21 protein-coding genes are annotated in these 13,748 nt (G+C 69.1%); 14 read left to right on the top strand and 7 right to left on the bottom strand.

Going from position 1 to position 13,748, the window contains the following annotated elements:
- The first annotated feature begins 125 nt into the window (after positions 1 to 125).
- The 3 genes from F9C41_RS13050 to F9C41_RS13040 all read left to right on the top strand — a co-directional run bounded on the left by F9C41_RS13050 (position 126) and on the right by F9C41_RS13040 (position 2,382).
- Positions 126 to 704, top strand: a complete 579-nt coding sequence (locus F9C41_RS13050) for a SigE family RNA polymerase sigma factor (RefSeq protein WP_155387482.1) — start codon at positions 126 to 128, stop codon at positions 702 to 704.
- Entirely contained in the window at positions 701 to 1,459 is a 759-nt protein-coding gene (locus F9C41_RS13045; protein WP_155387058.1) for a hypothetical protein, read from the top strand. The genes F9C41_RS13050 and F9C41_RS13045 overlap by 4 nt, the downstream gene beginning before the upstream one ends.
- 179 nt (positions 1,460 to 1,638) lie before the next feature.
- Positions 1,639 to 2,382, top strand: a complete 744-nt coding sequence (locus F9C41_RS13040) for an SDR family NAD(P)-dependent oxidoreductase (protein ID WP_155387057.1) — start codon at positions 1,639 to 1,641, stop codon at positions 2,380 to 2,382.
- Between the two features lie 158 nt (positions 2,383 to 2,540).
- Here F9C41_RS13040 and F9C41_RS13035 read toward each other — a convergent pair whose 3' ends face one another.
- Both F9C41_RS13035 and F9C41_RS13030 read right to left on the bottom strand, forming a co-directional pair.
- A complete protein-coding gene (locus tag F9C41_RS13035; protein ID WP_155387056.1) occupies positions 2,541 to 3,296 on the bottom strand; it encodes an SDR family NAD(P)-dependent oxidoreductase in 756 nt (251 codons plus the stop codon).
- A gap of 115 nt (positions 3,297 to 3,411) precedes the next feature.
- On the bottom strand, positions 3,412 to 3,780 hold the full coding sequence (locus F9C41_RS13030) for a MerR family transcriptional regulator (RefSeq protein WP_155387055.1): 369 nt from the start codon (positions 3,778 to 3,780) through the stop codon (positions 3,412 to 3,414).
- Between the two features lie 157 nt (positions 3,781 to 3,937).
- Between F9C41_RS13030 and F9C41_RS13025 the strand changes: the two genes are divergently transcribed.
- Positions 3,938 to 4,786 (top strand): MBL fold metallo-hydrolase, encoded by an 849-nt coding sequence (locus tag F9C41_RS13025; protein ID WP_155387054.1) that lies wholly within the window; start codon positions 3,938 to 3,940, stop codon positions 4,784 to 4,786.
- On the opposite strand, the gene F9C41_RS13020 is transcribed toward F9C41_RS13025, so the two are convergent.
- Both F9C41_RS13020 and F9C41_RS13015 read right to left on the bottom strand, forming a co-directional pair.
- The gene (locus tag F9C41_RS13020; RefSeq protein ID WP_155387053.1) at positions 4,676 to 5,113 is read right to left on the bottom strand and encodes a hypothetical protein; all 438 of its coding nucleotides are present in this window, start codon (positions 5,111 to 5,113) and stop codon (positions 4,676 to 4,678) included. The genes F9C41_RS13025 and F9C41_RS13020 overlap by 111 nt on opposite strands.
- 93 nt (positions 5,114 to 5,206) lie before the next feature.
- Positions 5,207 to 6,379, bottom strand: coding sequence for a GDSL-type esterase/lipase family protein (locus tag F9C41_RS13015; protein ID WP_230689549.1), 1,173 nt, complete (start codon positions 6,377 to 6,379; stop codon positions 5,207 to 5,209).
- A gap of 66 nt (positions 6,380 to 6,445) precedes the next feature.
- On the opposite strand from F9C41_RS13015, the gene F9C41_RS13010 reads away from it, so the two are divergent.
- From F9C41_RS13010 to F9C41_RS12995, 4 genes are all read left to right on the top strand, one after another.
- Entirely contained in the window at positions 6,446 to 7,249 is an 804-nt protein-coding gene (locus F9C41_RS13010) for a TIGR02569 family protein (protein ID WP_155387052.1), read from the top strand.
- Positions 7,250 to 7,562: 313 nt separating this feature from the next.
- The gene (locus F9C41_RS13005) at positions 7,563 to 7,922 is read left to right on the top strand and encodes a DUF2089 domain-containing protein (RefSeq protein ID WP_155387051.1); all 360 of its coding nucleotides are present in this window, start codon (positions 7,563 to 7,565) and stop codon (positions 7,920 to 7,922) included.
- Positions 7,919 to 8,179 carry a hypothetical protein gene (locus tag F9C41_RS13000; RefSeq protein WP_155387050.1) on the top strand — a complete coding sequence of 87 codons (261 nt, stop codon included), beginning with the start codon at positions 7,919 to 7,921 and terminating at the stop codon, positions 8,177 to 8,179. The genes F9C41_RS13005 and F9C41_RS13000 overlap by 4 nt, the downstream gene beginning before the upstream one ends.
- A gap of 19 nt (positions 8,180 to 8,198) precedes the next feature.
- Complete coding sequence (locus F9C41_RS12995; RefSeq protein WP_155387049.1) at positions 8,199 to 8,654, top strand: SHOCT-like domain-containing protein; 456 nt, start codon at positions 8,199 to 8,201, stop codon at positions 8,652 to 8,654.
- A 66-nt stretch (positions 8,655 to 8,720) separates the two neighbouring features.
- Here F9C41_RS12995 and F9C41_RS12990 read toward each other — a convergent pair whose 3' ends face one another.
- Entirely contained in the window at positions 8,721 to 8,957 is a 237-nt protein-coding gene (locus F9C41_RS12990; protein WP_155387048.1) for a hypothetical protein, read from the bottom strand.
- Positions 8,958 to 9,093: 136 nt separating this feature from the next.
- Here F9C41_RS12990 and F9C41_RS12985 point away from each other — a divergent pair, with 136 nt between their 5' ends.
- The 5 genes from F9C41_RS12985 (at position 9,094) to F9C41_RS12965 (ending at position 12,269) form a co-directional block, all read left to right on the top strand.
- On the top strand, positions 9,094 to 9,423 hold the full coding sequence (locus F9C41_RS12985) for a PadR family transcriptional regulator (protein WP_155387047.1): 330 nt from the start codon (positions 9,094 to 9,096) through the stop codon (positions 9,421 to 9,423).
- A 12-nt stretch (positions 9,424 to 9,435) separates the two neighbouring features.
- Complete coding sequence (locus F9C41_RS12980) at positions 9,436 to 10,296, top strand: pentapeptide repeat-containing protein (protein ID WP_155387046.1); 861 nt, start codon at positions 9,436 to 9,438, stop codon at positions 10,294 to 10,296.
- A gap of 15 nt (positions 10,297 to 10,311) precedes the next feature.
- The gene (locus tag F9C41_RS12975) at positions 10,312 to 11,082 is read left to right on the top strand and encodes an ABC transporter ATP-binding protein (protein WP_155387045.1); all 771 of its coding nucleotides are present in this window, start codon (positions 10,312 to 10,314) and stop codon (positions 11,080 to 11,082) included.
- Complete coding sequence (locus F9C41_RS12970; RefSeq protein WP_155384553.1) at positions 11,079 to 11,840, top strand: ABC transporter permease; 762 nt, start codon at positions 11,079 to 11,081, stop codon at positions 11,838 to 11,840. Before F9C41_RS12975 ends, F9C41_RS12970 begins: the two co-directional genes overlap by 4 nt.
- 159 nt (positions 11,841 to 11,999) lie before the next feature.
- Entirely contained in the window at positions 12,000 to 12,269 is a 270-nt protein-coding gene (locus F9C41_RS12965) for a GlsB/YeaQ/YmgE family stress response membrane protein (RefSeq protein WP_155387044.1), read from the top strand.
- Between the two features lie 66 nt (positions 12,270 to 12,335).
- On the opposite strand, the gene F9C41_RS12960 is transcribed toward F9C41_RS12965, so the two are convergent.
- Together F9C41_RS12960 and F9C41_RS12955 are read right to left on the bottom strand one after the other, a co-directional pair.
- A complete protein-coding gene (locus F9C41_RS12960) occupies positions 12,336 to 12,533 on the bottom strand; it encodes a hypothetical protein (RefSeq protein ID WP_155387043.1) in 198 nt (65 codons plus the stop codon).
- A gap of 188 nt (positions 12,534 to 12,721) precedes the next feature.
- Positions 12,722 to 13,255 carry a GNAT family N-acetyltransferase gene (locus tag F9C41_RS12955; RefSeq protein ID WP_155387042.1) on the bottom strand — a complete coding sequence of 178 codons (534 nt, stop codon included), beginning with the start codon at positions 13,253 to 13,255 and terminating at the stop codon, positions 12,722 to 12,724.
- Positions 13,256 to 13,387: 132 nt separating this feature from the next.
- Between F9C41_RS12955 and F9C41_RS12950 the strand changes: the two genes are divergently transcribed.
- Positions 13,388 to 13,615, top strand: coding sequence for a hypothetical protein (locus tag F9C41_RS12950; RefSeq protein WP_155387041.1), 228 nt, complete (start codon positions 13,388 to 13,390; stop codon positions 13,613 to 13,615).
- Positions 13,616 to 13,748 lie beyond the last annotated feature (133 nt).

Genomic DNA, 13,748 nt, shown 5'->3' with positions numbered 1-13,748 from the left:
GGAGTCTAGGTGCCGGGGACGACACCGTGGGGCAAAATCGGCCGCGACGGCGAAGGTCCGCGCCGACCGCATCTTCGCCCCGTGACAACCTTCGACGATGCTTCCACGTGGTGGCTAGCGTGAGCATGGACAGCGAACCATCTGCCGTCGGCCCCGTGGTGCCCGCGACGGTTGACGAGTCGGCGGGCGCCCGCCCCCGGCCCGGGGAAGCGGGCACGCGTGACCAGGAGTTCCTGGAGTTCGTGGTCGCGTCCGGCCGCTACCTGTTGCGCACTGCGGTGCTGCTGTGTGGTGACCCGATCCGGGCCGAGGAACTCGTCCAGGCCACCTACGAGCGCACGTATCGCTCCTGGCGTGCGGCGCGCAACGGCGATCCGCAGGCATACGCCCGTCGCGTGCTGGTCAACCTGCGCATCGACGGGTGGCGGCGCACGCGTCGCGAAGTCCTCGTCGACCCGGTCACGCTGCCCGATCAGGCCGGACCCGACCACACGGGCACCGTGGTCGCCCGTAACGCCGTGGTCCAGGCTCTGGCCCGGCTGCCGCTGGCGCAGCGGCGGGTCGTGGTGCTGCGGCACCTGCTCGACCTCACCGAGACCGAGGTCGCCCACGAACTGGAGATCTCGGTCGGCACCGTCAAGTCCCACCACGCGCGGGGCATCGCGCGACTGCGCGAGATCTTCGCGGAAGGGGATCTGCAATGAGCGTCCAGCTACCCGGTGACGATGACGTGGTCGCCCGCCTGCGGGCCGACGCCCCGGGCTACCCGAAGACCGGTCCCGACGCCGGGCACACCCTCGCCGCCGCCCGGCGCGCTTTGGGCCGCAGCCGACGCCGGCGGGCGCTCGGCGGCGTGGCCACGGTGGTGGCCGCCCTCGTCGGACTCACCGCGGTCGGCCCGATCGAGCTGCCCGGCATCGGCACCTTGGCCATGCCCTTCGGATACGGCGCCGATTCGCTCCCGGACCAGGGCGACCCACCCGTGTACCCGCGCGAGCGGATGCTGCACGACATCGCGGCCCTGGAGCTTCAGGTGCTGCCGGTGGCCGAGCACTTGGGGCTCACGTCGTACCTGGACGAGCCGGCGGCATGGGGTCGTCCAGCGTGCCGCGTGTTCACCTGGTCGCACGGAGCGTTCCGGGACCGCAACTCCGATTGCGCGAACCCCGACGACCCCGAGCTGCCGTTCGACACCGCGAGCGAGGCGGCGTTTGCCCAGGTAAACGATGCGATCGAGACCTCGGGCGTGGACGTGGACCGGATCGACAACGGCCGCTGGGGACCGGGCACGTCGTTCCATCTCCGCGAAGACTCCTGGCGGTGGAACTGGTACTACTCCTACGTTCCCGACACCCCGCCCGACGCCCCAGCCGAGGAGCGGACGCAGACAGGACTCGGCGTCAGGCGGCAGGTCCACGTCAGCGGCGGCTGGTGGTTCGTCGTGGAGCCTGACGACTGACACGGCGACCTTGACCGGGGCCGTCGGGCTCCACGGTCATCCGACAGCGCGCCAGCAGTCCACGCGTGCCGTCGGATGACCGTGCGGGCGGGTCTCCCCCGAAGACCTGGGCGGTGGCCGGAAATGCGAGATCGGATTCCCGCCAGACTCGCGACGTCGAGTGGATCACGCTTGGCGTCATGAGCAGAGTTCTTGACGGAAAAGTAGCGCTGATTACGGGTGGTAGCCGAGGCATCGGCGCGGCGATCGCTTTGCGCCTTGCCGAGGACGGCGCTGATGTGGCGCTGACCTACCAGCAGAATGCCGATCGCGCGGCACAGGTGGTCGAGCAGATCAAGGCTGCCGGACGCCGCGCGTTGGCCGTCCGTGCCGACAGTGGCGATGCTGCCGCGCTCACCGCGGCGGTGGACGAGGTCGCCGGTGAGTTCGGGCGGCTCGACATCCTTGTCAACAACGCCGGGGTCTACCTCGTTGCGCCGATCGAGGATCTCGGACCGGCGGAGTTCGACCGCACTGTCGCTGTCAACGTCCGCGCGCCGTTCGTCGCGGCGAAGGCCGCAGTCCGGCACATGGTCGACGGCGGTCGGATCATCAACATCGGCAGCAACATGGGTCGGCGTGCGGCGTTTCCGGGCCACTGCCTGTACTCGATGAGCAAGACGGCCTTGACCGGTCTCACCAAGGGGCTGGGCCGTGACCTGGGGCCGCGCGGTATCACCGTAAACCTGATCAATCCCGGTCCGACTGACACCGATGCGAATCCAGCCGACGGCCCCTACGCCGACACGATCAGGGGTTTCACCGCTCTCGGGCAGTACGGCGCACCGGCCGACATCGCGGCGGCGGTCGCCTTCCTCGCCCGTGCGGACAGCCGATACGTCACCGGCTCGACCATCGACGTCGACGGCGGGTTCGCCATCTAGCGCGGGTAGTCAGTGGCGCCCCTCGGCGCCACGCGCGGCAACCGCGGCCCTCGGGCCGTCGGCGGGCCATTAGCGGCTGCCGCCGAAGGCAGGTCAGAAGCTCGCTGGCGATCAACGCCAGCGAGCTTCTTCGACTATCGGTGGGCAGATCGCGGGGGTCAGATGCTCCAGCCGCCGTCGACGGTCAGCAGCGAGCCCGTGATGAACGCCGCGTTCTCGCCGGCGAAGAAGACGACCGCCTTGGCGACGTCGTCGGCGGTGCCGTAGTGCCCGAGGGCCGTCATGGCCGCCTGGGTGGCGGCGTACGGCCCGTTCGCCGGGTTCATGTCGGTGTCCACCGCTGCGGGCTGCACGACGTTGACGGTGATGCCGCGCGGGCCGAAGTCGCGCGCCCACCCACGCCCGAGCTGGTCGAGCGCCGCCTTGCTGGCCGCGTATTCGGCGGCGCCGGCGGTGGGGATGCGCAGGGCGACGCTGCTTCCCACCAGGATGACGCGTCCGCCTTCGGGCAGATACTTCGCCGCGGAGTGCGTGGTGACGACGGTCCCCATCACGTTCGTGGCCATCATCTGCTGGACCGCGTCGAGCAGGTCCGGGTCCTGTTGGTCGGCGGTGCCCATGACGGCGACGCCGGCGGAGTTCACCAGCACGTCGATCCGGCCGCCCAGGAACTCGGCAGCCTGTTCGACAGCGGTGGACGCCTCCTGGGGAACGGACTGGTCCGCCTGCACGGCGAGCGCCTTCGCGCCGAGGGCGGCCAGTTCGGCGACGACCTCTTCGGCCTGCTCACGCGACTTCCGGTAGGTGATGACAACATTCGCGCCCTCGCGTGCCAGTTCGCGGGCAATCCCCGCGCCGATGCCCCGCGACCCGCCGGTCACGAGCGCAGTCCGACCTGTCAAGGTGTTGGACATGGTGGTCTCCTTATGCTTTCAGCTGGTTTGCCGTACCCAGCCAAAGCTAAAGATTGACACTAGTGTCATAGTCCACCCCGATTGCCGGTGATGACCGTCACTCCGGCCGAGGCTGTCACGCCGTGGTGTCGGCTCCCTCCCAGGCGTTCAGAAACTTCTTGATCGCCTGGTGGTTGCGCTGGAGCACGTCGATGCGCTTCTCGATGTTGACGAGTTGGCCTCGTAGCCCGTCCAGGTCCTTGGCGGGCGGGCACTCGCGCGGCTGCGGTTCGACCCCCAGGCACGGCAGTACCTCGCGGATCATGTCGGTCGTCAGGCCGACGTCGAGTAGCTCGCGGATCTGCAGTACGCGTTCGACGGCCGGCTCCCCGTACGCCCGGTAGCCGTTGCTCGACCGCACCGGGTGCAGGATGCCGACCTGCTCGTAGTAGCGCAGCAGCCGGGGTGCGACTCCCGTCCTCGCCGCCAAGTCTCCGATCTTCACCGACGCCCTGCCTTTCCCTTGTGAACCGGCTTAACCCTCACATTAATGGCAAGGTTTGCGTTCGCCCAGTTCGTGGCAGGCTCTGCCTAGCCGGAAAGGGCACCTGGCGGTGGCCGGCAACCGGTGAGCCATCCGGGGATGCCAAGGAGGCAAGCTCGTGCTGAGGAAGATCGCAGACGGTGTGCTGGTCCACGAGAGCGAGTTCGTCCAGAGCAACGCCATCGTCGTGCAGGGTCGCGACGGCGTGCTGCTGATCGACCCCGGGGTGCAGGACCGCGAGATGGCCTGCCTCGCCGACGACCTGTCCCACTTGGGCCAGGCCGTGGTGGCAGGCTTCTCGACGCATCCGGACTGGGACCACCTGCTCTGGCACGCCCGGCTCGGCGCGGCCCCTCGTTACGGTACGGCCCGCTGCGCGGCCACCGTCCAGGACCAACTGTCCGGCCCGGCAGCGAAGGCCGAGATAACCGCCCACCTGGAACCGACGGGCATCGCCGACCACGTCCCGCTGGACCTGTACGGCCTCATCACCGCCCTGCCCGCCGGGACGGAGCGGATGCCATGGGACGGCCCGCAAGCGCGGATCATCGAACATCAGGCGCATGCACCGGGCCATGCGGCGCTGCTCATCGAGGAACGCGGGGTTCTCGTCGCCGGGGACATGGTCTCTGACGTCTTGATCCCGATGCTCGACTGGAGCACCGCCGACCCGATCGAGGACTACCTCACCGCGCTCCGGCTGCTCGACGGCGTGGCCGGCCAGGTCGATGTCGTCATCCCCGGCCATGGGTCAGTCGGCGGAGCCGACCAGCTGCGCGCACGGATCGACCAGGACCGGGCGTACGTGCTCGCCTTGCGCGACGGCCGCGATCCCACCGACCCGCGGGTCGGCCCATCAGCCAAGCCCGGCTGGGAGTGGGTCAGCGATGTGCACGACGGGCAGCTCCAGCGCCTCGCCCGAAGAAGCGAGCACGACGGGATGCCCCACCGGCACCAGCAGCCGTGACAGCCGGGCGTTGCCGATGCGGATCAGCTCGACGCTGTTCTCCTTCCCGGCCACGACGACAGTGGTGGTGGAGGAGATGTCGCCGGAGACGCCGTCGAATCGACCGGTGCCGGTGATGGCCAGGTCGCCGCTCATGGCCGCGGTGTAGGACGCGGTGCCCTTCCGTAGGCCGTCGACGGCGGCGGTGAGCTGGTCGACGCCCGCCGGGGCGGCCGAGGGCGAGGCGCTCGCCGTGGGCGGGGTCGGCGGCGTGCCGGTGCAGCCTGCGGTCAAGGCCGCCGCCACGATGATGCCGATCGCCATGGATACGGCCCGCCTGCTGGTCACGTCTGATCCCATCCGCACCGTCCTGCGTCGACCGCCGGGAGCATACGCGGATTCGATCTCAGGTGGGGGGCCGCTCTGGGCGTACCGGCGGGGTCATGCGCGTTGGAGCACGAGGTCGTCCAGGTTGACGGCGTCGGCCATGGCCTCGGCGCCCGGGTCGTTCAGGTGCATGCCGTCGCCGCTGTCCCAGGCCGGTCGGATGTAGTCGGGGGACTGCGGGTCGGCGACGGCTCGGGCCACGTCGACGACGGCGTCGAAGACGCTGGTCGTACTGATCCATTCGTTCACCTCGCGCCGGACGGCAAGGCCCTCCGGCGTGCTGATCTCGGCGGCCGCGAAGGGGCCTATGGTCGCGCCGAGGATCTTCAGGCCCGCGCGGTGGGCGCGGTCGGCCAACGCGGTGAAGCCTTCGACGATGGCGTCGGCGTCGGGGACGGGTTCGTTCAGCATGCCGGGAAGGACGAGGTCGTTGATGCCGAAGTGCACCAGGACGTGGGTCAGGGCGGGTATCGACAGGACGTCGCGGTCGAAGCGGGCCAGCGCATGTTCACCGACCTCGTCGCGCAGGAGGCGGTTGCCCGCGATTCCCTGGTTGACCACCCACCCGCGCTTGAGGCGCTGGTTGAGGAAGTCGACGGAGCGGTGGTTCGTGCCGGTCGTGGTGCCGACGCCTTCGAACCAGGAATCGCCGAAGGCCACCGCGACCGCGGTGTCCTCGGGAGCGAGCACGTCGACACCTGAGAGGTAGAACCTGGATTCCACCTGCTCGGCCCCGGGCAGTTCGGCGGCCGTGACGCGATTCCCGCCCACTGTCCGCGCGACTTGCGCCGGCTTGTGGGAGTAGGTGGCCGGCTCGGTCCGCTCGGGGAGATAGAGGCTGACGACCAGGTCATCGCCGGCGGCAATGGGCTGATCGACCGGGTCGGTGACGGCTTCTTCGCCCGCCGCGATGACAAGCTGCTCGGCACCGTCGAAGGTCAGCGCGGCCTGCCGGTGATCAACCGCCGCCGTCGCGGCGCCGATGGTCAATGGAGTGCGGCCGTAGCAGTTGGTCAGGCGTACGCGGAAGGCCTCACCGCCGCCGGGCATGTGCAGCACCTGCCGAACGGTCTGGTCGGCGAAGCCACGGGGCTCGTTGAAGTGGAGCCGGCCGTAGGGACTGATCACTGCGGTGCGGAAACCGGCTGTCCAGATCATCTTCGTTCCCAGGGTCCGTGCCGCTGCGGCGGCGCGGATTTCTCCGGATGTCCAGGATAAACCGGCCACGGCCGAGCCGTGGCCAGTCGGCTCAGGTGCCTGGGCGACCGTCGGATGCCGGAGTACATTGCCGCGATGGTTCGCGAGTCTCCCTCACTGGAGGTCCTGGCGGCGTTCGGCGCCCGCGAGAAGGCGGTTTCTCTGCCCGGCGGTCAGGGGCGTACCTGGCGATCGGGCGGGATCGTTCTCAAGCCCAGCGGGCTGGTGGCCGAGGCAGCCTGGGTGGCAGAGGTGTCTTCCCAGGTCAGAGACACTGCGCGGTTTCGGGTCGCCAGGCCGGTGCGGGCGGCCGACGGCGCCTGGGTGGCGTACGGGTGGCAGGCCTGGTGGCTGACGCCCGGTAGTCCCGATGCTCGGCGTTGGGACGAGGTGCTCGCCGCAGGCGAGGCCTTCCACGAGGCGCTGGCAGGCTTGGCTCGACCGTCCTTTCTGGACGCGCGCGACGATCCGTGGACCTACGGCGATCGGATCGCCTGGGAGGAGCTGCCGCTCCAGGGCGGCGAGGTGATGGCGGAACTGCTGGAACCGCTGGCTCTGGCGCGGCGGGCCGTCGATCTGCCGGCCCAGGCTGTCCATGGGGACCTGCTGGGCAACGTGATGTTCGCCGACGACCTGGCCCCGGCGGTGATCGACTGGCCGGTCTACTACCGGCCGGCGGCGTGGGCGCTGGCCGTGGCTGTGGTGGACGCGCTGACCTGGCACGGCGCACCGGCGGCCCTGGTGGCGCGCTGGGCCGACCGTCCGGCATGGGACCAGCTGCTGATCCGCGCGCTGATGTATCGGATCGCGACGAACGAGGGCTGCCGCCGCGCGGGTATGCCGGTGCGAGAACGCGCAGACAGCTACCGGCCCGTGGTCGACCTGGTGATCCGTCGGTGACATCGCGGTGTCCGCGTCTTCACGGGCATCCGTTCTTGACGACCACCCGCTAGTCAGGGTCGTCGCAGCTGGTGCTGACCCTCGCGTTGCCGTTGCCCCGTATGTCGACAGCGGGCGAAGACCGGCCTGCGGTCGCATCGAGTACAGCTCGAAGGTGATGGTGCCGGTCGGGCGCTGACCGCCGAGCGGCGGAAGAGACCTGCGCCGTACCAAATTGAAGATCGAACTCAAAAAAGTTAAGACATGGGCTTTGACTCATTGAGAAAATCAAGGTAAAACTTAATGGCGAAGACATGAGGGCAGGGGGCAGAACGTGGACTGGCAGGAGTTGACGGACCTGACGCGTGGGCAGCCGTTCGTGGTCGAGCGGGTCCGCCTCGGCAGTGGCGTCGCCATCGAGGGGCAGTTCGAGCCGCCGCAGCTGGCTCGGCTCAGCGTCGAGGACCAGGTCTTCGTCGCCGCGTTCATGCGGTCGCACGGCTCCATCAAGGAGATGGAGCGGATCTTCGGGGTGAGCTACCCGACGATCAAGTCCCGGCTGAACCGGATCGCCGAGCAGCTCGACTTCGTCGATGCCGACCCCGCGCCGCCCAGCGCCGACGTCCTCGACCGCCTGCGGCGTGGGGAGATCGGCGTCGAGGAGGCGCTGGTGGAGCTGGGGCGGTCCCGATGATCCCGCGGCTGGTGACGGTCGGCTGGCGCCCTGGCGACGGCCGCTGGCGTCGGGTGCACGTCCCGGTCCTGCCGGCGCTGCTGGTCCTGTCGCCGCTGCTGCTGCCGGCCGTGCTGGGCGGGCTGGTCGCATGCGTCGTCTTCGGGGTGAGCCCGCTGGGCGCGCTGCGCGGTGCGGGGCGGTTGGTGTGGGCGCTGCCCGGCACCCGGTTCGAGATCGAACAGGGCCGCACGGCCGTGCTGGTGAACGTCAGATGAGTCAGAGGGAGGAGCAACGATGAACGAGCAGCGACGCCAGGTCCTGCAGATGCTCGCGGAGGGCAAGATCACCGCCGAGGAGGCCGAGCGGCTGATCGACGCCCTCGGCCGAGACCGGTCCCCGTCTCCGCCGGAGGCCGGTTCAAGGACGAAGCCACGACCTAAGTACCTGCGTGTGGTGGTGGTGTCGGAGGAAGGCGCCGGCGACTGGGCAGGTGAGGCCTTCGGCGGTGACGGGACCTCCCGCATCAACATCAGGGTCCCGCTGCAACTGCTGCGGGCAGGGGTGCGGCTGACGAGCCTCGTCCCGCCGCAGGCGCTCACCAGGGCCAACGCGGAGTTGCACCGGTCCGGTGTGGACATCGACCTGACCCAGCTCAAACCCCAGCACATCGAGGAGCTGATCGAGCACCTCGACGAGCTCACCGTCGACATCGACTCGGCCGACGCCAAGGTCCAGATCTTCTGCGAGTAGCGTCCCCGCGGGCTGCGCGCGCCCGCACCGGCCGCTGGTCGGCCAGTCGCCCCGCCGATCGCTTCCTCAGTCGTCGGTCTCGCTCCTGAGCTCAGCCAGGATGTCCGCGGCGTCCCGGTTGCCGGCCGCCGCCAAGCGCCGCAGTTCGTCGAAATCCTCCTGCTCCGTTGCCGACTCGACCAGCTGGTCGAGTGCGTCGGTGCTGCCCGCGGCCGCCAGGCGCCGCAACAGTCCAAGATCACCTGTCTCGGCGGCCTGCTCGATCTGCAGTGCGATGTCGTCCGGGCTGAGCGGGCTCTGCATGGTGCTGACCTTTCGGCGTTTCTCCACGGTCTGAGGCGCCTCCGCCTCACTGTCATGCTCGCCAACTTACCACGACTACCCAACTACCTTGACAGCCACAGTAGTGGGACCTACGGTGTAACCCAGGAGGTGAGGTATGAGCACAAGCAAGGTCACGTCTGACCTGCTGAGGGGCAACACGGACACGATGATCTTGCGGCTGCTGACGGAGGCAGACCGCTACGGCTACGAGATCGTCAAGCTGATCGCCGAGCGCTCGCAGGGCGAGTACGAACTGAAGGAAGCCACGATGTACTCCAGCGTCCGGCGCCTCGAGGCCGACGGCGACATCACGTGGTACTGGGGCGACGAGTCCCAGGGCGGCCGCCGCAAGTACTTCAAGATCACCGAAAAGGGCCGCGCCACATACGCGCACAACAAGACCACGTGGGAGTACGCCAAGCGTGTGCTCGACACGCTGCTGTAGGGGGAGACGACCATGACCGACAAGCTCAGCCAGTACCTCGAGGGCGTCTTCGCACCCTACGAAGGCACCAGAAGCGTCAGCGAACTCAAGGCCGACCTGCTGGCGGACCTGCAGGAGCGATACCGCGAGCTGCGCGCCGAAGGCAAGGACGAGGCGACCGCGTTCGAGCTGACCGTCGACAGCATCGGCGACATCGAGGAGACGGTGCAGGAGGTGACGAACCTTTCGCGGACGCTGGAGCGGCAGGTCGTGACCCGCTTCGACGCCAGCGCTCTGGAGGGCAGCGACTTCGCGGGCGTATCGGCACGGGAAGGACGGTTCGGCGCGAGCGCGCTGCGCGGCTCGGACTTCTCCAACGCGGACCTGGCCGGCTCGAAGTTCAAGAGCAGCGACATGAAGGACATCAACTTCGACGGCGCCAACCTCACCGACGCGGTCCTGACCACGGCTGAGCTGAAGGGCTCCACGTTCCGCCGGGCGCGCCTGGTGCGCACCGACTTCAGCATGTCGGGCCTGTACGAAGTCCGGTTCGAAGACGCCGCGCTCACCGACGTCGCGTTCCGGCAGACCGACCTGCGGCGCACGGTCTTCGCGCGCTGCACCTTCACCGGCGTCGACTTCACCCAGTCGGACCTGCGTGGCCTCAGCTTCGAGCAGGAGACCTTCACCGGCGTGAAGTTCGACCAGGCCGCGCTGGAGGGCGTCTCGCTGCGCGGGGCGATCCTGCGCGACTGCTCGTTCCGCGGCGGCTGGACCAAGAAGTACTACAAGGCCCTGCGCACCGTGAACTTCGACGGTGCCCGCATGGACAAGCTGACCTACGCCGCCCTCAAGGGCTTCGGTTTCACCCCCGCCAACGTCATCGTCGAATAAGAAGAGGCACCCCCCATGCAGACCCCACCCCCCGCGATCCAGGTCAAGGGATTGCGCAAGTCGTACGGCAAGCTCGAGGTCCTCAAAGGTGTGGACTTCAGCGTCGCACCGGGCAGTATCTTCGCGTTGCTGGGTTCCAACGGCGCCGGTAAGACCACGGTCGTGCGTATCCTGTCCACGCTGCTCAAACCGGACGCCGGCACCGCCAGCGTGGCCGGGTTCGACGTGGTGGCCCAGGCCGGGCGGGTCCGTGAGTCGATCAGCCTGACCGGCCAGTTCGCCGCGGTCGATGAGATCCTCACCGGCCGGGAGAACCTCATCATGGTCGCCAAGCTGCGCCAGGTGAAAAACCCCGGCCAGGTCGCCGACGACCTGCTGGCGCGCTTCGACCTCACCGACGCCGCGGCCCGGCGGGTGGCGACCTACTCCGGCGGCATGCGCCGCCGCCTCGACATCGCCATGAGCCTCATCGGCGACCCACCGGTCATCTTCCTCGACGAGCCGACCACCGGCCTGGACCCCGAGGCCCGCCTGGAGGTGTGGAAGGAGATCCAGGCCCTGGCCGACAGCGGCGTCACCGTGCTGCTGACCACCCAGTACCTGGAGGAGGCCGAAAAGCTGGCCGACCGGATCGCGATCCTGCACCAGGGCACGATCATCGTGTCCGGCACCCTGGCCGAACTGCGCGGGCTGCTGCCCGCCGCGAAGGCCGAACTCGTCGAACGCCAGCCCACCCTGGAGGAGATCTTCCTCGCCATCATCGGAAACAAGGAGGCGCGGGTATGAGCGCGCACGTGCTCAGCAACACCGGAGTGATGCTCGGGCGGTCCATCCGGCACGTGACCCGCAGCATGGACACCATCATCACCGTCACGATCATGCCGATCGCGTTCATGCTGCTGTTCCGTTTCGTGTTCGGCGGCGCCATCCAGACCGGCTCCGGCAACTACACCAACTACCTGATGCCCGGCATCCTGCTCATCGCGATCTCCAGCGGCATCTCCTACACCGGCTTCCGGCTGTTCAACGACATGCAGAGCGGCATCTTCGAACGCTTCCACTCGATGCCGATCGCACGCTCGGCGGTCCTGTGGGGCCACGTGCTGACCTCGCTGGTGTCGAATGCCATCTCCGTGGTCGTCATCATCGCCGTCGGTCTGCTCATGGGCTTCCGCACCTCGGCAGGGGTGCTGGAATGGCTGGCCGTGGCCGCGATCCTGGCCCTGTTCACCCTCGCCCTGACGTGGCTGGCGATGATCGCGGGACTGGCGGCGTCCTCGACGGACGGAGCCACCGCGTTCTCGTACCCGCTGATCTTCCTGCCCTTCATCAGCTCGGCGTTCGTGCCCACCGCCACGATGCCGGGTCCGGTGCGGGCCTTCGCCGAGAACCAGCCGGTCACCTCGATCGTCAACGCGATCCGGGCGCTGTTCGACCAGCAGCCGGTCGGCACCGACATCTGGATCGCGCTCGGCTGGTGCGCAGCCATCCTCGTGATCGCCTACGCGTTCGCGATGCGGGTCTACCGCCGCAAGGTCGCCTGAGGATCCGAACGGGCCGCCCGCCACCACGCGGGCGGCCTGTTCGTGGCTGACCGCCCCCCGACCGGCGGGCGAGAGTCATAGGCCGTTGGCGCATTGGTTTGCCGTGCCGCGCTTCCGGGCAGATGGGCGGCAGCAGAAGTCACGCGCGAAGGAGGGGTCATGACTGTCGCCGGAATCATCTCGGCTCTCATCGTGGGTCTGATCGTCGGTGCGCTCGGCCGGCTGGTCGTGCCCGGTCGGCAGAGCCTGCCGATCTGGCTGACCATCGTCGTGGGCATCGTCGCCGCGCTCATCGGCACCGCGCTCGCGCAGGCCGTGGGCGTGGCTGTCACCGACGGCATCGACTGGATCGAGCTGGTGTTCCAGGTGGGCCTGGCCGCGCTGGGTGTGGCGCTGCTCGCCGGTGTCCGCGGTCGCAGCGCGGTGTAGGGCACATCCGGATCGACGCCGGGGCCGGGACGGCGACGTCCCGGCCCCGGCGTCGTGTTGGCCGGGTCAGTCGCGCCTGGCGCGGCGGGAGTGGCGCTCGACGTCGTCGGCGATCAGGACCGTGGCGACCAGACCCGCGACGACGATGCTCAGGAACCACGTGGCGTCGTCAGTCAGCCAGGCTGTGAACGGCGCATAGGCTGCCATCAGCAAGAACGCGATCCACAGACCGCGCCGCTGCACGCGGCTCAGAAATCCAGTCATCCGAAAAGGGTGCCATCGGCATATTACGATCGTGGACCCTCTTTCGGATGATTCTGTGGTCAAACAGGTTTATCAGCCTGGCTCGATGGCAAGAGCCGACGGCGACCGGTCAGGCGCCGACGGCGGTACGGCCGCTCCTCCTGCCGAGCGCACCCCTGTCCGCGCCGAAACCCAAGAGCGGCAGGCCGTCAGGATCCCGCGGCGGCAGCCGGCGGTGCGGCGAACACCGCCACAGGCGGGTCGTCAGGGTCATAGCGGTCCGACAGCCCCTCGAAGCTCATGCCGGCCTTCTCGGCGACCCGCCGTGAGGCCGCGTGGTCCGGGTGGATGAGCGCCACCAGCCGCTCGATGCCGCCGCGCCGGGCATGGGCCATCGCCCCGATCGCGAGCTCGGTCGCATAGCCACGCCCCCAACAGGGCCGGGCGAGGTGCCAGCCGACCTCGTGGTCCCCGGCGGGGCCGCCGGCCGGGCGCACGTAGACGTCGCCGACGAACACCCCGTCGTGCGTCGTGACGGCCCAGAACCCGCAGCCCGGGCCGCGCTCGGCAACCGCCTGCCAGCGTGGGATGTCGGCGACGATGACCTCGATGTCGCGGGGCGGCTCGTCGCCGGTGAAACGGCAGACCTCGGGGTCTGCCCACATCGCGAAGGCCGCGACGGCGTCGGCGGGCTCGAACGGCCGGACCGACAACCGCTCGGTGTGGAAGATGACGGTGGACACCGGGGAAGACTACGGCGGCGGCACGCCGATGCCGGCACGTTTGTCACCAGGTGGGGTCGGCGGAGGTTTCAGCCGGCGCGAGACGGGGAAGTGCGATCGGGTGCTCACCCCCGGAAGAATCGAGCAGCAGGCATGACGACAGCCTTGGCCCTGCGGCCGCCGACGTTGCGGTCTGCCGCAGACCTCGACGATGCGGCACTGCGCGTCGAGCTCGCCCATGCCCACGCGGTCGGCAGCGTCGTGAACCTGCGTGTCATACCGCGGGACCGGGCCATGTTGCAGACCCGGCTCGCCGAACTCGACGCCGAGTATCTGCGGCGGTTTCCGGCCGCTGCGGCGACGTGGCCGTGGCCACGCTGAATCGTGCCGTCCTGAATCTCAGGTGACCGGCCATTCGGCATGCTCGGACGCGGATCGGCCCCGGCTGAGGCCGAGGCCGATCACCGGCGGGGGGGGGACGGAGGCGGGGGCCGCGAGGATCTAGAAAGCAGGC

This window comes from Catellatospora paridis, from assembly GCF_009720365.1.
In the GTDB taxonomy this organism is placed as follows: Bacteria; Actinomycetota; Actinomycetes; order Mycobacteriales; family Micromonosporaceae; genus Catellatospora; species Catellatospora paridis.
Note: the sequence above shows the minus strand (reverse complement) of the source record. Positions and strands in the feature narration are given on the sequence as shown.